This window comes from Burkholderia sp. 572 (assembly GCF_040545135.1).
Taxonomy (GTDB): domain Bacteria; phylum Pseudomonadota; class Gammaproteobacteria; order Burkholderiales; family Burkholderiaceae; genus Burkholderia; species Burkholderia cepacia.
This window is the reverse complement of sequence record NZ_JBEPLH010000004.1, coordinates 220,829-239,034: the sequence shown is the minus strand read 5'-3', so window position 1 is coordinate 239,034 and position 18,206 is coordinate 220,829. Positions and strand designations below refer to the sequence as shown.

The window sequence follows — 18,206 nt, the reverse complement described above, 5'->3', positions numbered from 1 at the left end:
GATCCTGCGTGAGTGCTTTTGTTCGTGACATACGCGGTTTAGATGTCAGACGGTATCGACCTGAAATGGTACCCATCATCGGATTAAAAAATGGCCGATAGCGTAGTCATCCGTGAATTTCTCGTGGCTTTGGGCTTCAAGGTCGACGAGAAGGGCCTGAAGAACTTCAAGGAAGGCGTCGAAGGCACGACGAAGGGCGTCAAGCAGCTGATCGCCACCGTATCCGGCGCCGCGCTCACGGTGAGCGCCGGCGTCGCGGCATTCGCGTCGAAGCTCGAGCGCCTGTATTTCGTGTCGCAGCGCACGGACGCATCGGCAACCAACCTGCGCGGCTTCGAGTTCGCCGCGCGCAACATGGGCGTCTCCGCCGAGGCGGCCACCGGCACGATCGAGAACCTTGCGCGCTTCCTGCGCAACAACCCGGCGGGCGAGGGATACCTCGCGACGCTGGGCGTGCAGACGCGCAACGCAAACGGCGAGCTGCGCGACACGGTCGACATCATGTCGGACCTCGGGAAGTCGCTGGCGAACAAGCCGACCTGGCTTGCCAGCCAATACGGCAATATTCTCGGCATTGACGAGAACCTGATGCTCGCGATGCGCAACGGGGACTTCGAGAAGCTCCTGAAGCAGTATCGCGAGATGTCGCAGACGACGGGTCTGGACAAGGCTGCGGACGACTCGCACCGGTTCATGACGCAGCTGCGCGGCCTCGGCACGTCGTTCGAGAATCTCGGCATCCGTGTCGAGGGCGCGATGCTGCAGAAGATCGGGCCGAGCCTCGATCGCTTTCAACGGTGGATGGACGAGCACGGCGATGAGATCGCGAATCGGATTACCGATGTCGCGAACGCTGTCGTGAAGGCGGCCGCAGCAATGGGGCCGCCGCTAGCCTGGCTGGCCGACAAGTTTGTAGAGCTCGATCGTGGCACCGACGGGTGGTCGACGAAGATTCTGCTACTCGGCGTGGCATTGAAGGCGCTGGGTGTGTTTCGGATCGCTGGCGGCATCCTGAAGATGGCAGGGGCCTTGCGCGCAGCGGGTGCGGCGACGACAAGTGCTACTGCCGCGAGTGGCGGTCTGCTTTCGGTGCTCGGCAGTCTCGCGACGGCAGTGGCTGCCGTCGGTGCTGCGTTCGCAGGTTGGAAGATCGGCGATGCGCTGCGCGATAAAGTCGACGGGCTGATCGCTCAGCTGTCGGGCGGCCGCTTCCGCTCGTTGTGGGACATCCTCACGCTGAAAGATCGCCGCGGCCTCGACGCGACCGGCGGCTACACGCAGGAGGAAATCGACAGCGTGAAGGATGGAGGCGGCGCGAAGCTGACTCCGCCGCGCTCGGATCAGCCAACGACTCAGGCGCCATCCAGTGCGCCGGAACCGACTCCCGTTCGCGAGTCGTCGGGGACACCGGCTCCTGCCACGGCAGCGGCACCGGCGGCGGCGCCGGCTCCATCAGGTGCGTCTGTTCCGGCTTCAGCGCCGGCGCAGGCTGGCGAAAGGGCATCAGTACCGAGTTCGGTAACGTCCGGTCAGGAAAATCTGACTCAACCGCCGCAGCTGCCGGCGCCGCAGATCGAGCGTGTTTCCATTCCCGACGACAGCGGTCTCGCTGGCCGTCTCGGCCAGCTCGCGGACACGGCGTTCGGCAAGCTGATCGCACGCGGTGAAGGCGATTACAACAGCGTGAATCGCGGCGCGCGCGGCGGTTACCGTGCCGGCACTGAGAACCTCGAAGGCATGACGCTGGCGCAGGTCATGGCCGCGCAGCGTGCCGGGCAGTTCAACGCGGCCGGCCGCTATCAGATCATCGGCAGCACGCTGGCCGAAGCTGCGCGTGGGTTGAAGCTGAAAGGCAATGAGATGTTCGATCGACGGCTTCAGGATCGGATCTTCGAGCAGTACCTGGTGCGCAACAAGCGGCGCGCGATCGCCGACTACGTGGAAGGGCGAAGCGGTGACCTGCGCGCGGCATTGCGGGCAGCATCGCGCGAGTGGGCGAGCGTGGCAGATCCGGATACCGGTCGCAGCTACTACGCTGGCAAGGGAAACAACCGCGCGAGCATCTCGGCTGCCGAGATGGAGGCGGCGCTGCGCAATACGCGCGCGACCTATCAGCAGCCGGTTGCCGCGATGGCGCAAGCCGCGGCCACGTCGGCGGCTGCGACGAAGGTCGAGGTGAACCAGACCACGCAGATTCACGTGAGCGGCGCTGGTGATCCAGCCGCAGCGGGCCGGGCAGTTGAGCGTGAGCAGCGTGCGGTGAATTCCGACTTGGTTCGAAACCTTCAGGGGGTAGTCGCATGATTCTCGACATGATCATGATCTCGCCGAAGAAGATCGGCAGCATTACGGTGCAGGTCGCGATCGAGGAGGTTTACAACGACGAGCTCACGATCACGGAACATCCGGTCGAGCAAGGGGCGCAGATCACCGATCACGCCTTCAAGCGGCAGCCGGATGTTGCGATACGTTGCGGCTGGAGCAATGCCGATTACGAGGCACTGCTCGGCGCCGCGGAAGCGACGTTCGATGGCGGTGGCCTGCCATCGGCGCAGTACGTGAATGCGATCTACTCGCAGCTGCTTGCGTTACAGCAGGCACGCACGCCGTTCGATGTAACGACGAGCCGCCGCTTCTACCAGAACATGCTTCTGCAGGGGCTGCGGCTCACGACTGACGCCAAGACGTCGAGCGCGCTGATCCTGACGGCGACGCTCAAGCAGATCCGGATCGTGTCGACGCAGGTTACGAAACTGCCTCCGAAAGAGAACCAGGCCGACCCGGCGTCGACGGCCGAGACCGGAAACGGCGGCACGAAGGCCGCCATGCCCGCGACGCCAGCGCCGGGCGGCGCGGTACCGCCGGGGAGTATGTGATGCCGAGCTTCTTCGAGATTCCGTTTTCTCCGCGCCCGGAGCGCTTCACCGTGACGCTGAGCGGGACTGACTATCGCCTGACCGTCCAGTACCGCAAGGCCGGCGGCGCGGGGTGGGTGCTCGACATCGCTGACGCATCGGACAATCCCCTGGTATCGGGCATACCGCTGGTTACCGGTATGGACCTGCTCGGCCAGTACAAGCACCTTGGGTTCCAAGGACGGCTGTGGGTGCAGGGCGCTGCTGATCCGGACGACGTTCCGACGTACGAGGATCTCGGCATCGGATCGCATGTTTTCTGGGTGACGGATCAATGAGCGTTCAGCAGTTCGGCCGGAAGGTATCGCTGATCATCGGCTTCGACAGCGGAGAAGCACTCGACCTGTCCGAGCTGCGGATCGTGTTCCGCGTACAGCGCGGCGACCTGCAGACGCCGAACTCGGCGCGGATCCGCGTCTACAACGTGTCCGCGAATACGGCACGACGAGCCCAAAGTAAGGAATTCACGCGCGTCGTGCTGCAGGCCGGCTACGAGGGCAACTACGGGATCATCTTCGATGGACAGATCAAGCAGGTACGGCGCGGGCGCGAGAGCCAGACGGATACATTCATCGATATCACTGCGGCGGACGGCGACTCGGCGTACAACTTCGCCGTGGTGAACACGACGCTCGCGGCCGGGTCGACGCCGGCCGACCATGTGGCGGCCGTATGCACTGCGATGGGCCAGTATGGCGTGCAGCAGGGCTATCTACCGGAATTGCCGTCGAACCCGCTGCCGAGAGGCAAGGTGATGTTTGGCATGGCGCGGGACTTCATGCGATGGACCGCGCGCACCACGCAGACCGTCTGGAGCATCCAAGACGGCAAGGTGGTGATGGTGCCCGAGACGGCATACATGCCTGGCGAGATCCCGGTGATCACTTCCGCGACTGGCATGGTCGGCCTGCCGCAGCAGACGGCGAACGGCATCGAGGTGAAGATGCTGCTGAATCCGAGCGTAAAGATCGGCCGTCTGATCTGGCTCGACAACGCGAGCATCCAGCAGTACGAGTACAGCTTGAATGTGGGCCAGCAGGCCGAGAACGAGCGGATCGAGATGCAGGCGAAGCTGCAGGACGACGGTTTCTACTACGTGATGCTCGCAGAGGTGAGCGGCGATACGCGCGGCGAAGAGTGGTACACGAGCGTGGTATGCCTCGCGGCCGACGTCACGGTGCTACCTGACTCGTTCAAAGACAAGGCGGCGGTGCCATCCGCCGACGTGATCAAGAGGTTCGGCTAGCGGCCGTACGTCGGAAGCGCCTTGATGGTCATTTTTGCCCAGTTTATGTAGCTGCTGACGTCGGCCCGCGCCAGAGTATTGAGCGGGATGGATTTCGTCGGCATCTTCGGAACGATGATCACGGCGTCACCGTCAATCGTCTCGCCCCAGCAACCGATGTCCCAGACGCCGCGGTAGGACTCGTAGCGTCGCATGTTCTGCGCGTTCGCCAGCGGCAGGTCGCACTTCTGCGCGGTGTACAGGATCGTCGGGAACTGATTGTCCACCGTCACGCCGACCTTCATGCCGGCGAACGGGTAGACGTAGGCGTCGTCAGCGATGGCGGCGAGCGGCGCGAGCAGCGCGGCGATCAACAGCAGTTTTTTCATTTTCATCCCATGGATCGACGTGAAAGGGTAGGCGACCCGGAGGTCGCACTGCGTGAAGCGTTCGACGGCGTGCGCGCGGGCATCTGGACTGCATTGCCCGGCGTCATCCAGTCGTTCGAAAGCGCTGCCGACCGGCCGCCGACATGCAGCGTGCAGCCGGCGATCAAGGCACAGGTGCGCGGCATCGACGGCACGATCCAGAGCGTTGCACTGCCGCTGTTGGTCGACTGCCCGGTCCAGTTTCCAGCTGGCGGAAATTGTACGCTGACGTTCCCAGTCAAGCAGGGTGATGAGTGCCTTGTCGTGTTCGCCTCGCGGTGCATCGACGCGTGGTGGCAGTCGGGCGGGGTGCAGGAGCAAGCCGAGCTCCGCATGCATGACCTGTCGGACGGGTTCGCGCTGCTCGGCTTTCGTTCGCGACCGCGCGCTCTCGTCGGCGTCAGCGGCACCTCGACGCAGCTGCGCAGCGACGACGGCGCGACGTATATCGACCTGAACCCGGCGCTGCAGAAGGTGAAGATCGTTGCGCCGGGCGGTTTCGATGTGGTGGCGCCGCTGTCGACATTCTCGGCGGCCGTGACGATCACCGGGCTGCTGACGTTCGTCGGCGGCATGGTCGGCAGCGCCGCGAGCGGTGCCGCCGCGGTGTTCAACGGCATCCTCAACGTGATCGGCCAGATCACGGCGAACGGCAAGCGTGTCGACGACACGCACACGCACTCCGATCCGCAGGGCGGCAACACCGGCCCGGTCAACTGAGACTCCCATGCGATACCGAAAACTTGACGCAGACGGCGACTACGTCTTCGGCGGAGGCCCGGCCGACTTCCTCGTGAACACGCCCGAGGCGGTCGCGCAGGCCGTGCTGACACGCCTGCGTCTGCTGCGCGGCGAATGGTTCCTCGACACGACGGCCGGCATGCCATGGGACACCGACGTACTCGGGAAGTACACCAGCGGCAAGTACGACGCGGCGATCCGCAAGTGCATCCTCGCCACACACGGTGTGACCGAACTCACGAACTACTCGAGTACGGCTGATCCCGAGACGCGCGTGCTGACGGTTACCGCGACGATCAACACCATCTACGGAACCACCACGGTACAGGCGACATTGTGACTCTCACGACCCTCGCACCCACCATCGACGCGAACGGTATCACCGCGCCGACGTACGCGGACGTGCTCGCGTTTCTGCAGGACCAGTACAGATCGATCTACGGCGCCGACACGTACCTGGAGCCGGACAGCCAGGACGGTCAACTACTCGGTGTGTTCGCGAAGGCGATCAGCGACGTCAACTCGGTCTCGATCGCGATCTACCGGTCGTTCAGCCCCGCCACCGCGCAGGGCGATGCGCTGTCGAGCAACGTCAAAATCAACGGCATAGCGCGGAAGATCGCGTCGTACTCGAGCGCGGACCTCGTGCTGATCGGCCAAGCTGGCAAGACGATCACGAACGGCGCGGCGAAGGACACCAACGGCGTGCAGTGGTTGCTGCCGGCGACGGTGACGATCCCGCCGAGCGGCACGATCACGGTGACGGCCACGTGTGCGTCGATCGGCGACGTGTCCGCGCGTGCCGGCACGATCAACCAGATCGCGACGCCAGCGCTCGGCTGGCAGTCGGTGACGAACCCGGCGGATGCTGCCGAGGGCGCCCCAGTCGAAAAGGACCCGGTGCTGCGGCAGCGGCAGACGGTGTCGACCGCGCTGCCATCGCTCACGGTTCTCGACGGCATCATCGGTGCAGTGGCGAACGTGCCCGGCGTCACGCGGTACGTCGCCTACGAAAACGACACGAGCTCGACCGACGCCAACGGCATCCCGTCGCACTCGATTTCGCTCGTCGTCGAGGGTGGCGACGCGACGGCGATCGCGAATGCGATCGCGGCGAAGAAGACGCCGGGCGCTGGCACGTTCGGCACGACGTCGATCGTCGTCGCGGACATCTATGGCCGGCCGATCACGATCAGCTTCTTCCGACCGACAGGCGCACCGATCGGGGCGACCGTGACGATCAAGGCGCTCGGCGGATATACGACGCAGGCGGGTCAGCAGATACAGCAGGCGGTGTCGGACTACATCAACGGCGTGCAGATCGGCGGCGGCCTGTCCGGGAGCGTCGAATGGGGTGACGCCCTGACCGCGGCGAACAGCGTCGGCGGTGGGGTGACGTTCAAGCTGTCTGGGCTGACGCTCACTGGGCCGCGTGGCGCCGGCATGCCGGATGTTGCGCTGCTGTTCAACGAAGCGGCGTCGTGCACGCCGGCGAACGTGACGCTGGTGGTGACCTGATGGCTGACCTGACCGAATACACCGCGCTGATCACGTCAGAGCACAGCGACAAGCCGCGGTTCATGGCGACCGTCGAAGCGCTCGTACAGCCGCTCGTAGACCAGATGGGCGTGCTGCAGAGCATGCCCGGCAGGTTCGACCTCGATAACGCGGTAGGCGTCCAGCTGGACGACGTCGGGCTCTGGGTTGGAGTGTCGCGGAAGATCCGTACACCGCTGACAGGTGTCTATTTCTCGTTCGACATCGCAGGCCTCGGCTTCGACCAGGGCACCTGGAAGGGACCGTTCGATCCAGATTCGGGGCTGACCGTACTGGACGACGACACGTACCGGCTGGTCATCCGCGCGAAGATCGGCGCGAACCACTGGGATGGGACGCTCGAGCAGAGCGCGGCGATCCTGAACAGCATCTTCGACGCGGACACGCACGTGTTCATCGAGGACCACCAGGACATGTCGATGACGATCGGCATTGCCGGGAAGGTCCCGCCGGCGACGTTCCTCGCGCTGCTTTCCGGCGGATACATCCCCCTGAAGCCCGAAGGTGTTCGGGTCAACTACACGGTCGTCACGTCCGTCGACGGATCACCCCTGTTCGGATTCGACATGAGCAATCAGCTTGTGGCCGGGTTCGACGTCGGAGCCTGGAGCAGGCCCGTTTAACCGCCTATCGCATTGTCTGCAAGCCACCTTCGGGTGGCTTTTTTTATGCTCGGAGCATTGATGGCAACGAACGACTTTCTCGTGTTCGGTGGGGGCAGCTCCCCGAACGTTATCGACCAGGTGACGTACGCGGCGCTGGCGGCCCGTCTGTCGGGATTTCAGTCCGGCACCGCGCTGTCGGCGCAGCTCAACAAGGTGTGGCGCCAGAGCTCGATCATGGCGGCGGTGCTCGCGCAGTTCACCGCTAACTTTTCCGGCCAGAATTCGGTCGACGACGGCACGATTGCGACGCTCCTGGCGAACTTGCAAGCAGCGATCAACGCGGCTGGGATCACGGCTCCGCAGTTCGACAACACCGCGAAACTTGCGACTACTGCATTTGTTCAGCGGGCCGGCGGGAATTTTCAAACTCGAAAGTACGTCGTAGGGTCCGGCACCCTTGCGGCTTCCGACACGGGATCGTGGATACAGGCTGGTGGAAGCGGGCCATCCACAATCACGTTGCCTGCGCCGACGACTATCAATCTCACGTACACGATCACAAACGTCACAAATAACAGCACGTCGGTCACCATCGCGACGCCCTCGGCGAACATCTACAACCAAGCGATGGGAGCATCGACGTTTTTAATTGACGTCGGAGCGACGGTTGAACTCGTTTCCGATGGATCGAACTGGACCATCGTCAGCCACTATACGCGCAGCCCCATTGCGCAAACACCGGCGCAGTACGACAACAGCTCGCGCATTGCTACGACAGCGTTCGTGAAGCAATCCGGTGCGGCGTTTTCGGGTATTCAGGGTATCAATGCCACGGCATCGTTGAACGGCGGCCACGTCGGAGCATTCATTTGGGCATACGGCACAGGTATAACTTTGACGTTGCCGCCTGTCGCTGGCGTTCCCAATGGGGCAACAATCACGATCGGCACTCCGGTCGGCATGACCGTTAAGGGGAGCGGAACCGAGAACATCAACAGCCAGGTCGGAGGCTTGTCGAACACGTTCGCTCTGAACGCGGGCGAGCAAGCTCAGTTCGTCAGCAATACTGGCGCTTGGTACCTGTCAAGCTACACGACGGTTCTCGGAACGACGTCGCCGCAATTCGATAATTCGAACAAGCTTGCGACGACCGCGTTTGTTCAGCGTGCACTCGGGAATTTCGGCAGTTTTACTGCGTTCAACGTAAACACTACTCTCTCTGCCTTCTACGCAGGCCAAGCAATCCAGTGGTATGGCGCGTCCGGTGGCACTCTCACGCTTCCATCTGGATCGTCGATGCCGAGCGGCGGAGCAATCCTGTTTTTCAATTTCGGAAGCGGCCCCCTTGCCATCGCAACGCAGGGTGCGGATTTCATCTGGTCGAATGGTAACGTCCAGCCTGTGACACTCCAGGTCGGTGATTCACTGCTTCTGGTTGCGCGCGGGAGTACCGAGTGGGATGTCGCGGGGGGGACTGCGGCTATTCAGTTCGCCCAAGTCCGAGGCGTTACGGCCGCGCAGTTCGACAACAGCACGAGACTGGCGACGACGGCGTTTGTGCAGCGATCTACTGCCGCCGTCGTCGGCTCGATGCGCAACGCCGCAATGTCGGTCACATCGGCAAGCGCATCGGCGACGTTCACCGCCGACGAGGTTGTCGTCGAAACAGCGCTCGGTGGCGCCGCATTCCGGATCGCCAACTTCAACAAGACGATCAACCTCGCAACCACTGGCGCGGGGGGCATGGACACCGGTTCGGCGCCGGCGCCGGGCTTTGTGGCGCTCTACGCGATCTACAATCCGGCTACGCAGGCGACTGCGCTGCTGGCCACGAACGCAACATCGTCAACGGCCCCCAACGTGTACGGGGGCGCGAACATGCCGTCCGGCTATACGGCATCGGCGCTCGTTTCGGTGTGGCAGACGACTTCGGGCGGTCTGCTCAACGTGGGTAGCCAGTTCGGCCGCACGATTTCGACGCCGGGCTTCACTGTACTTAACACCACGGTGTCCGCTGCGAGCTATATCTCATTCTCCGTTGCCGGCGCAGTGCCGCCGAACGCGAAGACGTGCCGAGGCTATCAGGCAATTTCTGGCAATACTGCGTCAGCGGGTCTTTCTTCAAACATTGCCGGTTCGTCGGGAGGGGTTGGTGCGGTCGGTCAAGGCGGTACGATGCCGACGAACGCATCATCGGTAACAACGTCATTCCCCCACGTCCCGCTCGTCACGCCGCAGACCTTGTATTACATCGCGGCCGCATCAAGCGGAACGCTGACATTCACGGTCGGCCTATACGAATACACGTTCTGAACAGGTGAAAAATGGAAATTTATGTCTCATTCTCAGATGCCACCGAGGACAAGATCGTCGCATCGTTTTCGTGTCCTCAAGACCCCGATGTGTGGCCGAACCAAGGGACCGTGGATAGCGCCGATGAGCGGTGGACATCCTACGCCGCGCTCTTTCCTTCCGGAACGTTCAATTTGCTGAACGGCTGAAACTTCCGCAGGCCAGATAGCAACGGCTTCTCGATGGCGAGATGCACTATCAGGCCAGAGAGAATGGACAGGGCCGCTGCGGCAGCGAAGACGAGATTGTTCCTATCCCCCGTGAACGCCTCGATTCCCCAAATGACGAACGGGTGCGCGAGATATATCGAATAGCTCGCTGCCCCGAGCAATTGGGTGACTTTCGATCGAACAAGGAGGGATGAATCGAAGGCAGTGGAGCCGACAAGAATCATGGCCCACGGAACACCCCAGCCGATAGCTGCGTTGATTTTCGACTCAGGCGAGTGAAGAGTAAGTAGCGCGATCCCGACGCAGATCAGCATTAGCGATACGCCACGGCTTGGGGTGAGCCTGGCACGTATTGCCATGCCGATCAGGATGCCCGCTGCGAACTCGATCATTACTGGTTGACAGTAGTATTCAGCATAAGGAGCTTGCACCGACTCATGCAATGTGCCGAGCGCCAGCGTGGTAGTTGCCGCAAGGCCCATGGCGCTTGAGCCGAACATAAGCAGGACCGCAATTAGCGCGTAGAAGAAGATTTCGTAATTAAGCGACCAGCCCGGATAGAGAATCGGGAAGTCACCAAAGTGCTCGGACGGCAGAAAGAGGGCGGACGTAACAATATCGAGGATCGGTGGGAAATGCCCTGATTTGGCGATATAGACTCCCACCGCTCCGATGGTTCCGATCCAGTACAGCGGGACAACTCGTGTAAATCTCGCCCAGAGGAAACTGGGCATACTGGTCTGGTCATTGACGGAAAGGTACATTACCGCTCCGCTGATGATGAAGAACAGATCGACGCCGGTAGCGCCCACACGCAGATTGATCCCTGCGCCAAGCGTTCCGGCATGATAGAGAACGACCGCGATGGCGCCGACTGCGCGCAGGGCCTGTAGTGAGAGTATCCGCACAATGCGCTCTTTCTTTGGGATTCGGGATTCTCTCACACAAGGCTTTAGCGGGCTCCCAGTAGACCCGCCACAATCGGCCGCAACACCGCCTCCGTATTTGCCGCCTTGTATGCATATCCCGCATCCGTCGGATGCGTCTGGTCTTCGCTTAGCCACGCCATCCAATTCGGAAGCGTCTGGAATTGATCGAATTGCGCGATGAGTGGTGCATTCAGTTGCGCTGCGAGTTGCCGGAGCACGGAGACATATCCGTAGATCGGCGCGTTCGGATTTTGAACGCCGTTGACCGGATTGGGCTCTTCGAAAACGCAGATCTTGCCGTACTTGCGCGCGATCTGGCAGAGCTGCGACATGTTGGCCCAGTAAGTATCGACTGTTTCTATGGGGATGCCTTCCGTTGGCTTCGATGCGTAGTAGCTGGCATTGAGTGCGAAATTGAAGACGACGATCTTCGCCTTGCTTGCAGCCATCACCTGGTCGAACGGCGGGTGAACTCCATCGGTGCCATTGAGCAATTGCGCGGCTTCCGTTCCGCCGACGCCTTGGTTGTTGACGATTGCGCCGGCCCCGAATCGCGCCTGAAGCATGTTCTGCAGGATCGCAGGTTCGCTGTCCGCAGTGTTGAATAGTCGACCACCGATAGTTTGTACGCCCTTCGATGTGCTGTCGCCGAAGACGTCGATCAACGCCGGGATGGTGTCGGCCTTCGCATGCGGAATGGGGCTACTCGCGTCCCCATCGCCGCGGCCGCATGCTGACAATGCACAGGCGAGCGCGATCCCCGCGGCGAGCGCGGCCAAGTTCATTTTCATGTTTTACCTCGAGTGGTAGATGCCCAGAACGGGCGAGACAAGATCAAGGTTTGTAACCAGCCGCCTTCGGGGCGGCTTTTTCATTACGGGGGCTCGATGAAGAGCGAGGTCGTTGCGAGCGCAGCAAAGGCTGTGCCGGCGGTTGGCGGCAATCTCTGGTTATGGCTTACGAGCCACGACATCAACTGGTGGGTAGCCGTCGCGACCATCGCGTACATAGGGCTGCAGGCGTACTACCTGGTCAAGAACAAAGGGAAGAGGGCATTGCTCGATGGTTAACGTTCCGAAGAAGACGCTTGCCAGCGTTGTAGGGGCTGCTGCGGCAGCCCTTCTTTTTTCCATGGTCCCGAAATTCGAGGGGCTCGAGCTCGTCGCGCGGCCCGATCCGATCGGGATCATCACGGCGTGCAACGGCGACACGAAGGATGTGCACGCCGGGCAGCGATTCACGCCGGAGGAGTGCCACGCGCGCCTGGAGCAGCGGCTCATCGAGCATGCCGAGCCGGTGCTGAAGTGCACGCCGGGTCTGAAGGGGCACACGAACCAGCTCGCGGCAGCTGTGAGTTTTGCCTACAACGTCGGCGCGACTGCGTACTGCGGCAGCACGACAGCGAAGCGGTTCAACGCCGGTGACTGGAAGGGCGCGTGCCGCGCGATGAACGAGGCGGACAACGGGCGGCCGCAGTGGGTGACGGCCGGCGGCCGCGTACTCCCGGGTCTGGTGAAACGGCGCGCTGAAGAGCGTGCACTGTGCGAGCGCGATCTATGACGACCACGAAATCCCACGAGACGCGGCGCACGCTTGCCGAGGACGTCTTCTATCCCGATCACGAGCCGCGCGCCGAGTCGCCGACGTTCCGCGCGAGCAAGCGCGCGATGAAGGCGGCCGGCGGCTACGTTTGCGCAGTCTGCGGTGACGACCAGGCCGTCGAGTCGCACCACCGTTTCTTCGAGTGGGCGTTCTCGCATGCGATCGACTGGAAGTGGATCCGCGGCGTCGCGCTGAACCAGGTCGACACGATGTTCAGCCACAAGCTGCAGCGCATCGTGCCCATCCCGCGCCAGCATCCGGTCTGGGACGTGATCCGGCTGACGCAGGGCTTTGACTGGGAGGCGTTCGATCCGGCGCGGCCGGAGGCGTTCGTCGACTCGACCTACAACCAACTGCTGCTGTGTGCGCTCCATCACCGGGGCAAGGATCACGGCCGGCACGAGGAAAGCGATCCCGTCTGGAGCGTGCAGGCGTTCCTGCTGCCGGGCTTCGTCTACTCGCCGGACGAGCTGAAGCAACTGCACGCGAAGGAGCCGAAATGACCTGGTTCGATCCACGTGTTTGGCTGGCCATCATTGTGGCGGCTGTCGTCGGCCTCGCCGGCGGCTACTTCAAGGGGCACGTCGACGGCGCGCGCGCGACGGTCGTGGCCGCGCAGAAGGCGCAGCTCGACGCCGCCGCGGCCGCGCGAGCCGAGGAACAACGCCGCACCGCGGCACAACAGGAGATCGCAAACGATGCGAACCAACAACGCACGGCCGCGCTGGCGGATGCTTTTGCTGCTCGTGCTGCCGCTGGCAGCCTGCAGCAGCGTGTCGACCAGCTCGTCGCAGCCGCCCGCCATTCCGCCGCTACCACCGGAGGCCCGGCAGCCGGCGACGCCCTCGATCTGCTTGCCGACGTGCTCGGCCGCGCTGACCAGCGCGCGGGCGACTTGGCAGAGTACGCTGACCGCGCCCGCATCGCCGGCCAGCAGTGTGAGCGCGACTACGACGCCTTGACGGCGGCCGCGCGCTGAAACCTTCCACATTTGACGGGCTCGCAGTCATGGCTGCTGCGCGTCACATCATCCCAGCGCGCCCCTTTTCCTTCCGGAGAAGGTGGCGCAGCTCCTGAAATTTTCCATTCCCACCACTCAGCTCCCCGCGGTCGGGGATGTTCTTGTCGACGTAGTCGAACCACTCCTGAACCCTGTCCAGCGATTTTCGAAGAGCAAGAATCTCGAGGATGAGCCAGCGCACCTGAAGGTCGGTGTACTCGCGCCATAGGGCTCGCAACTCGGCATCGGTCGGCGCATCAAATTCCGGCATCTTGGGCTTCAACTTGAAGCGCGGATCCGTGAGCGGCACGCGGTTGCGATCAATTCGGGTGGCCTCGATCGGCGTGCACGAGCTCAGGAACGTCGACCTCTCGTCCTGGTCGATCCACAGTTCAAATTCCAGCTTCGTGAGCTCGATAGGCGTCCTCCGGCGCGTCTTGTCGCCTTGGAACCCGTACTCCCAGATGTAAGCCCACTCTGGCTTGATCACGTCGCCACCACTGTATAAAAACACAGTATATTTCGCGATAAGCTACCCTAGTCAAGGCCGGAAAAATGGGGACGGGCGATGTGTACAAACTACCGAGCGCCGCACGAGGACTACGAGATCCGCGAACTGCGGATCGAGCCGTTCAGCGACCTGTACCGCGACTTCCCGTGGAAGCCGGAGATCTACCAGGACTACCTCGCGCCGATCGTCGCGAATGTCGACGGAAAGCTCAGACCATTGGCGGCCGGCTTTGGCTTCTGGCCGCGCGCGCTGCAGAAGGCCAACATCGAAAAAGCGAAGGAGCAGGGCCGGAAACCGCCGATCATGCGCAGCACCATGAACGTGCGTGACGACAACCTCGGGAAGTCGCCGTTGTACGGGCCGGCCTGGCGCGCCGGGCGCCGCTGCCTGATCCCGGCCGACTGGATCTACGAGCCGTGCTACGAGACGGGGAAGAACGTGTGGCACCGGATCGGGTTGATCGACTGGCGAACGATGTGCGTCGCTGGGATCTGGCGGACGCTGATGAGCCCGGACGGGACTGAGCATCACACGATGTCGATGATCACGGTGAGCGGCGAGGGGCACCCGATCTTCTCCCGCATGCACAAGCCGGAGGACGAGAAGCGCGCGGTCGTGATCCTGCGGCCGGACGACTGGGAGGAATGGCTGACGACGTCGAACGTCGAGGCCGCACGAGCGATGCTACAGCTTTATCCTGCTGGCGAGATGGTAGTTTTGCCGAAGTGACCATGGAGGTCGAGTTTGGTAGCATTCGATCCATAGTAAAAATATCGATCGGGGGAACGCGATGCATCCAACGCTGGAAAGTATAAAGACTGAACTGAACCAAATTGCGAGTGAACTTCAGACTAGGATTCCAAACGACGAACCATTTAGCATTGCAGCATCAAACTGGAGTTTTCCCGGGCTTACTCGGATTGAGCTTAAAGAAGAGGTTGATAGTATTATTTCCTTAATTAACGAGCGGGGTGACCAGGTTCCGCTTGAGGAAGCATGTCCGCGGGTTCAGGATTATGTTCGTCGACTCCAATTCCTTCGCACAAGTACTATAAATAATATTCCTGGAAATGCCGGAATCGGGGTTCCGGCCTTCGTACTTACCCTTCTGGGTCTACGCACTGCTCTTGACGTTGTATTCAAGAACTTTGCCCCCAGCGGAGCGGAGAACACTGCGGAGGCTCAACGGCGCTTAACTCGTCGGCTTAGAGCACTTGAGGCGCAGTTGAATGGCATTGAGCCGAGAACCGGAAATATTGATGCGATGCTCTCTCGCGTCGAGAATGCATACGAAGCCGCGGATAAACTCCCGGAAGATTTGGAGTCGTTAGACGAGGCCCGAAAACAAGTGATATCGTATGTCACTGGGGCGACAGACGATTACAAAAAAATTATTGCGGTGAGGGATCACGCAGAAAAATTCAGCGCGGAGATGAATCAAGTCGCTGCTGAGGCGAGGGCTGTGCTTCAGCGGTGTGAGACTGCATATTCAGCGGCAACGAGTGTTGGCCTTGCTGCGGCATTTACTGAACGATCGTCTGTCTTGTCACGGTCGATGTGGATTTGGGTTGCAGGGTTGATATGTGCACTGGTGGCGGGAGGCTTTTTTGGTTCGAAGCAACTACATTCATTGACCAATTTGTTCAATAATCCAACGGTTGCGCCGTCAGTAGTTGCACTCAATATGGTTTTGTCATTGCTGTCGATTGGGGCACCGGTTTGGTTTGCATGGCTATCAACGAAGCAAATCGGGCAACGCTTCAAATTGTCGGAAGACTATGCATTCAAAGCATCTGTGTCGCGAGCTTACGAAGGGTTCCGACGTGAGACCACGCGATTCGACAAAGAGATGGAGGCACGTTTGTTGTCGACGGCGCTAACACGTCTTGACGAATTGCCGCTCCGGTTCGTCGACTCCGAGAATCATGGCAGTCCGTTGCACGAATTAGCATCGTCGCCAGTGGTGAAACAGGCGCTAAATTTGGTGCCAGATTTTGCGGACCAGGTAAAGGACCTCGCCAAAGCGGGCATCGGTGCCCTCAGTGCGCTGAGAACGGCAAAAGAGAATACAGCCACACCATCCGAGCAGCCAGCGCCGAAGCAGACTGAATGAAATTCCATAGGGGGCGGGATTCTCGACCATGAGAGGAAGCGAAATTATTCTGGAAGATGATGAACTTGTGTTACGCCAGACACGGCGTTCACGACACCACATATTCCAGTGTTTCGTTGTAAGTTATTGAAATATAATGGAAATGTATAAGGATTGTGATTCCTGTCGTCGTGGGTTCGAGTCCCATCAGCCACCCCACCGAATGCATTAACAAAACAGGCGCTTAGGCGCCTGTTTTGCTTTGCGGGAGGCGATCAGGCGCAATAGCGTCGATTCAAGCCTCGTCGTCTCCCTCCAGAGCGTTCTGCTCGCCATCCATCCATTTTGCGCATCCAGTCGGGAACAACTCGGTGTCGTGCTTGAGCTGTATCGCTCACACGAGCGGGTCATTCCGGCCAACGGTATCGCGATCGCGTAGACATGCCGAGTGTCGTACTTCGTGCAGTCGAAAATTGCGGTGCCGGGAATCCGAGTGAATGAACGCAGCCGCGCCAATGCGCCGAAAGGAGCGGGCGGTCAAATTTCCGGTTGCGTTTTGCGCGCGCTATTGGCGGAGCGGCGTTCTACGGTAAATTGATGGGCTCCACAGGATTTGGAATTCGAGGCTTCTCGGGGAATCCATGCGGTCAAAGAGTAAACCCGTTGGCCAGACAACGGAACGGCAAACCGATTCAAGGCCAAAGATTACGGTTATGACGACTCTCAGGGTGGTGAGGACGTCGTTTTATCTGCTCGCTGGAGTCGCACCGGCGATGCCCCTGCTGATCTTGTCGTGGCTTGTGTTTATCCATTTTTTGCTGGATTGGACCGTGGATTGGCCTATAGCGTGGTCTTTTCTTTTTTCCACCGCAGGCGGCATCGGCTTGCTTCTCGCAACTTGCGTTTTGCCGCAAAAGGCGCGAATCAAATACGTTGCGGGAGTCAGCGTTCTATTGATCTGCGGGAGCGTCGTCAGCTTGCCGTCGGCCATTGCCTCGTTCGAAAAAATCATCGATAACCACCGAATCGGTTATCACATGCATCCGGTGGATTTTGGTGACTTTGCCCTCATCGCGTGCAACGTCGTGGCGATCGTGTATCAGCTGGAGGTGCTTGCAGCACTGCTTGTAAGACGCTTGGCCAGGGTTCCCACCCGATAGGTTCCGATCCGCGTCATCCTCGCAACGTCATCGCGCTGTTTCCCTTTCTTGAGCAGGTGAGTCAGGCGCTGAAGCTGGCGCAAGATGCTGGATGCGCTCCGGCCTTCATCTATCAAAACGTCGTCGCCGCTATTCGGACGGCAAGCGCATGGCGATGGGGTATGGTGCGACCGAGTGGGATTGTTGTTTTTGCGCGTCCGGTCAGACGCGCATTCGAACGTAGCGAATGCCGCGAAAAGCAAACCCGTCCTCACCGATCGACCACATTGCTCGCGATTCCCGCCTGAGCCGATCGAGTGTTTCGAAACACCACCCACGACCACAAGGCGCCGCCAGCCACCTTGGCGACGAACTGCAGCGCGGCGATCGTCGGAAACACGGCCCCGAACGCAATAAGCGGAAAGATGATGGAGTCGACAGCGGCACCCGCGACGTTCGCGCCGTTTGCGCGCGCCAGTATCGGAAAGCGACGTGCGAGTTGAAACACGACTGCGCTCGCCACGGCTGCCGAACCGAACGCCACCAGGGACGCGACGGCGATTTCCTTGGCGGCAGGATTGAGTGCATAACTGACGACACCGGCGGCCGCGATCAACGCAAACATTCGCGACCAAAGCGCGCGGCCTCGCCAATCGAGGTGGAGCCGGTCTCGAATCGCGAGATCGAGGCCGATCAGCAGGAACGCGATGATCGGTGTAGCAGCCGGCCCGAAATGAGCGACCATCAGATTGGCGACGGCGACCGCTGCGATATAGATCAAGACGTACATGATTCCCCTGCGGTAAAGAGTGCGCGCTGCGTCGATTCGGAGCCGAAGTTTGCCATACATGGCCGATTGGACAGGATATCGCCACAGTGCCGCCGGTATTCGTCAATCCATCGTCGACGCGAGATTGTATGGCCGTATTCAGTCGACGTG

At 61.0% G+C, this 18,206-nt stretch carries 21 protein-coding genes; 16 read left to right on the top strand and 5 right to left on the bottom strand.

All coding sequences use genetic code 11. The features are described 5' to 3' along the window. Positions 1-90: 90 nt before the first annotated feature. The 4 genes from ABIC51_RS09640 to ABIC51_RS09625 are packed head-to-tail and all read left to right on the top strand — an operon-like array spanning position 91 to position 4,161. The gene (locus ABIC51_RS09640; protein WP_354006426.1) at positions 91-2,304 is read left to right on the top strand and encodes a mannosyl-glycoprotein endo-beta-N-acetylglucosamidase; all 2,214 of its coding nucleotides are present in this window, start codon (positions 91-93) and stop codon (positions 2,302-2,304) included. Further along, positions 2,301-2,876: a phage baseplate protein gene (locus ABIC51_RS09635; protein WP_060276468.1), complete on the top strand. Its 576-nt coding sequence runs from the start codon at positions 2,301-2,303 to the stop codon at positions 2,874-2,876. The genes ABIC51_RS09640 and ABIC51_RS09635 overlap by 4 nt, the downstream gene beginning before the upstream one ends. Continuing rightward, complete coding sequence (locus tag ABIC51_RS09630) at positions 2,876-3,193, top strand: phage baseplate plug family protein (protein ID WP_175899916.1); 318 nt, start codon at positions 2,876-2,878, stop codon at positions 3,191-3,193. The genes ABIC51_RS09635 and ABIC51_RS09630 overlap by 1 nt, the downstream gene beginning before the upstream one ends. Next, positions 3,190-4,161 (top strand): phage protein, encoded by a 972-nt coding sequence (locus ABIC51_RS09625; RefSeq protein WP_175899914.1) that lies wholly within the window; start codon positions 3,190-3,192, stop codon positions 4,159-4,161. Before ABIC51_RS09630 ends, ABIC51_RS09625 begins: the two co-directional genes overlap by 4 nt. On the opposite strand, the gene ABIC51_RS09620 is transcribed toward ABIC51_RS09625, so the two are convergent. After that, the gene (locus ABIC51_RS09620; RefSeq protein ID WP_354006425.1) at positions 4,158-4,529 is read right to left on the bottom strand and encodes a hypothetical protein; all 372 of its coding nucleotides are present in this window, start codon (positions 4,527-4,529) and stop codon (positions 4,158-4,160) included. The two genes, ABIC51_RS09625 and ABIC51_RS09620, sit on opposite strands and share 4 nt — an antisense overlap. Before the next feature lie 9 nt (positions 4,530-4,538). On the opposite strand from ABIC51_RS09620, the gene ABIC51_RS09615 reads away from it, so the two are divergent. The 5 genes from ABIC51_RS09615 to ABIC51_RS09595 are packed head-to-tail and all read left to right on the top strand — an operon-like array spanning position 4,539 to position 9,784. Beyond that, positions 4,539-5,288: a Gp138 family membrane-puncturing spike protein gene (locus ABIC51_RS09615; protein WP_354006424.1), complete on the top strand. Its 750-nt coding sequence runs from the start codon at positions 4,539-4,541 to the stop codon at positions 5,286-5,288. 7 nt (positions 5,289-5,295) lie between these two features. Continuing rightward, positions 5,296-5,649, top strand: a complete 354-nt coding sequence (locus tag ABIC51_RS09610; protein WP_334054175.1) for a contractile injection system sheath initiator — start codon at positions 5,296-5,298, stop codon at positions 5,647-5,649. After that, complete coding sequence (locus ABIC51_RS09605) at positions 5,646-6,827, top strand: baseplate J/gp47 family protein (protein WP_334054174.1); 1,182 nt, start codon at positions 5,646-5,648, stop codon at positions 6,825-6,827. The genes ABIC51_RS09610 and ABIC51_RS09605 overlap by 4 nt, the downstream gene beginning before the upstream one ends. After that, positions 6,827-7,489 (top strand): DUF2612 domain-containing protein, encoded by a 663-nt coding sequence (locus ABIC51_RS09600; protein ID WP_136470487.1) that lies wholly within the window; start codon positions 6,827-6,829, stop codon positions 7,487-7,489. The genes ABIC51_RS09605 and ABIC51_RS09600 overlap by 1 nt, the downstream gene beginning before the upstream one ends. A 60-nt stretch (positions 7,490-7,549) precedes the next feature. Next, entirely contained in the window at positions 7,550-9,784 is a 2,235-nt protein-coding gene (locus tag ABIC51_RS09595) for a hypothetical protein (RefSeq protein WP_354006423.1), read from the top strand. 139 nt (positions 9,785-9,923) lie between these two features. On the opposite strand, the gene ABIC51_RS09590 is transcribed toward ABIC51_RS09595, so the two are convergent. Then, complete coding sequence (locus ABIC51_RS09590) at positions 9,924-10,937, bottom strand: acyltransferase family protein (RefSeq protein ID WP_196481668.1); 1,014 nt, start codon at positions 10,935-10,937, stop codon at positions 9,924-9,926. Between the two features lie 8 nt (positions 10,938-10,945). Further along, the gene (locus ABIC51_RS09585; RefSeq protein ID WP_354006422.1) at positions 10,946-11,713 is read right to left on the bottom strand and encodes an SGNH/GDSL hydrolase family protein; all 768 of its coding nucleotides are present in this window, start codon (positions 11,711-11,713) and stop codon (positions 10,946-10,948) included. Positions 11,714-11,809: 96 nt separating this feature from the next. Between ABIC51_RS09585 and ABIC51_RS09580 the strand changes: the two genes are divergently transcribed. From ABIC51_RS09580 to ABIC51_RS09565, 4 genes are read left to right on the top strand one after another with little or no spacing between them, the layout of a single operon-like run. Continuing rightward, positions 11,810-11,992 carry a hypothetical protein gene (locus ABIC51_RS09580; RefSeq protein WP_027791743.1) on the top strand — a complete coding sequence of 61 codons (183 nt, stop codon included), beginning with the start codon at positions 11,810-11,812 and terminating at the stop codon, positions 11,990-11,992. After that, positions 11,985-12,482 (top strand): lysozyme, encoded by a 498-nt coding sequence (locus tag ABIC51_RS09575; protein WP_175899895.1) that lies wholly within the window; start codon positions 11,985-11,987, stop codon positions 12,480-12,482. Before ABIC51_RS09580 ends, ABIC51_RS09575 begins: the two co-directional genes overlap by 8 nt. Further along, positions 12,479-13,027 carry a hypothetical protein gene (locus ABIC51_RS09570; RefSeq protein ID WP_226190046.1) on the top strand — a complete coding sequence of 183 codons (549 nt, stop codon included), beginning with the start codon at positions 12,479-12,481 and terminating at the stop codon, positions 13,025-13,027. Before ABIC51_RS09575 ends, ABIC51_RS09570 begins: the two co-directional genes overlap by 4 nt. Next, a complete protein-coding gene (locus tag ABIC51_RS09565) occupies positions 13,024-13,503 on the top strand; it encodes a DUF2514 family protein (RefSeq protein ID WP_354006421.1) in 480 nt (159 codons plus the stop codon). The genes ABIC51_RS09570 and ABIC51_RS09565 overlap by 4 nt, the downstream gene beginning before the upstream one ends. Before the next feature lie 43 nt (positions 13,504-13,546). Here ABIC51_RS09565 and ABIC51_RS09560 read toward each other — a convergent pair whose 3' ends face one another. Beyond that, positions 13,547-14,011: a hypothetical protein gene (locus ABIC51_RS09560; protein WP_354006478.1), complete on the bottom strand. Its 465-nt coding sequence runs from the start codon at positions 14,009-14,011 to the stop codon at positions 13,547-13,549. Positions 14,012-14,092: 81 nt separating this feature from the next. Here ABIC51_RS09560 and ABIC51_RS09555 point away from each other — a divergent pair, with 81 nt between their 5' ends. The 3 genes from ABIC51_RS09555 (at position 14,093) to ABIC51_RS09545 (ending at position 17,287) form a co-directional block, all read left to right on the top strand. Beyond that, positions 14,093-14,764: an SOS response-associated peptidase family protein gene (locus tag ABIC51_RS09555; RefSeq protein WP_354006420.1), complete on the top strand. Its 672-nt coding sequence runs from the start codon at positions 14,093-14,095 to the stop codon at positions 14,762-14,764. 61 nt (positions 14,765-14,825) lie between these two features. After that, complete coding sequence (locus ABIC51_RS09550) at positions 14,826-16,148, top strand: COX15/CtaA family protein (protein WP_081080075.1); 1,323 nt, start codon at positions 14,826-14,828, stop codon at positions 16,146-16,148. 752 nt (positions 16,149-16,900) lie between these two features. Next, positions 16,901-17,287, top strand: coding sequence for a hypothetical protein (locus tag ABIC51_RS09545; protein ID WP_138143321.1), 387 nt, complete (start codon positions 16,901-16,903; stop codon positions 17,285-17,287). A 250-nt stretch (positions 17,288-17,537) separates the two neighbouring features. Here ABIC51_RS09545 and ABIC51_RS09540 read toward each other — a convergent pair whose 3' ends face one another. Further along, complete coding sequence (locus ABIC51_RS09540) at positions 17,538-18,056, bottom strand: VUT family protein (protein WP_027787503.1); 519 nt, start codon at positions 18,054-18,056, stop codon at positions 17,538-17,540. Between the last annotated feature and the right edge of the window lie 150 nt (positions 18,057-18,206).

What these genes read in the sequence shown, in the direction of transcription:
- ABIC51_RS09640 (WP_354006426.1), top strand. Translation starts at nt 91, where the DNA reads ATGGCCGATAGCGTAGTCATCCGTGAATTTCTCGTGGCTTTGGGCTTC.
- ABIC51_RS09635 (WP_060276468.1), top strand. Translation starts at nt 2,301, where the DNA reads ATGATTCTCGACATGATCATGATCTCGCCGAAGAAGATCGGCAGCATT.
- ABIC51_RS09630 (WP_175899916.1), top strand. Translation starts at nt 2,876, where the DNA reads ATGCCGAGCTTCTTCGAGATTCCGTTTTCTCCGCGCCCGGAGCGCTTC.
- ABIC51_RS09625 (WP_175899914.1), top strand. Translation starts at nt 3,190, where the DNA reads ATGAGCGTTCAGCAGTTCGGCCGGAAGGTATCGCTGATCATCGGCTTC.
- ABIC51_RS09620 (WP_354006425.1), bottom strand. Translation starts at nt 4,529, where the DNA reads ATGAAAAAACTGCTGTTGATCGCCGCGCTGCTCGCGCCGCTCGCCGCC.
- ABIC51_RS09615 (WP_354006424.1), top strand. Translation starts at nt 4,539, where the DNA reads ATGGATCGACGTGAAAGGGTAGGCGACCCGGAGGTCGCACTGCGTGAA.
- ABIC51_RS09610 (WP_334054175.1), top strand. Translation starts at nt 5,296, where the DNA reads ATGCGATACCGAAAACTTGACGCAGACGGCGACTACGTCTTCGGCGGA.
- ABIC51_RS09600 (WP_136470487.1), top strand. Translation starts at nt 6,827, where the DNA reads ATGGCTGACCTGACCGAATACACCGCGCTGATCACGTCAGAGCACAGC.
- ABIC51_RS09595 (WP_354006423.1), top strand. Translation starts at nt 7,550, where the DNA reads ATGGCAACGAACGACTTTCTCGTGTTCGGTGGGGGCAGCTCCCCGAAC.
- ABIC51_RS09585 (WP_354006422.1), bottom strand. Translation starts at nt 11,713, where the DNA reads ATGAAAATGAACTTGGCCGCGCTCGCCGCGGGGATCGCGCTCGCCTGT.
- ABIC51_RS09580 (WP_027791743.1), top strand. Translation starts at nt 11,810, where the DNA reads ATGAAGAGCGAGGTCGTTGCGAGCGCAGCAAAGGCTGTGCCGGCGGTT.
- ABIC51_RS09575 (WP_175899895.1), top strand. Translation starts at nt 11,985, where the DNA reads ATGGTTAACGTTCCGAAGAAGACGCTTGCCAGCGTTGTAGGGGCTGCT.
- ABIC51_RS09570 (WP_226190046.1), top strand. Translation starts at nt 12,479, where the DNA reads ATGACGACCACGAAATCCCACGAGACGCGGCGCACGCTTGCCGAGGAC.
- ABIC51_RS09565 (WP_354006421.1), top strand. Translation starts at nt 13,024, where the DNA reads ATGACCTGGTTCGATCCACGTGTTTGGCTGGCCATCATTGTGGCGGCT.
- ABIC51_RS09555 (WP_354006420.1), top strand. Translation starts at nt 14,093, where the DNA reads ATGTGTACAAACTACCGAGCGCCGCACGAGGACTACGAGATCCGCGAA.
- ABIC51_RS09550 (WP_081080075.1), top strand. Translation starts at nt 14,826, where the DNA reads ATGCATCCAACGCTGGAAAGTATAAAGACTGAACTGAACCAAATTGCG.
- ABIC51_RS09545 (WP_138143321.1), top strand. Translation starts at nt 16,901, where the DNA reads ATGCCCCTGCTGATCTTGTCGTGGCTTGTGTTTATCCATTTTTTGCTG.
- ABIC51_RS09540 (WP_027787503.1), bottom strand. Translation starts at nt 18,056, where the DNA reads ATGTACGTCTTGATCTATATCGCAGCGGTCGCCGTCGCCAATCTGATG.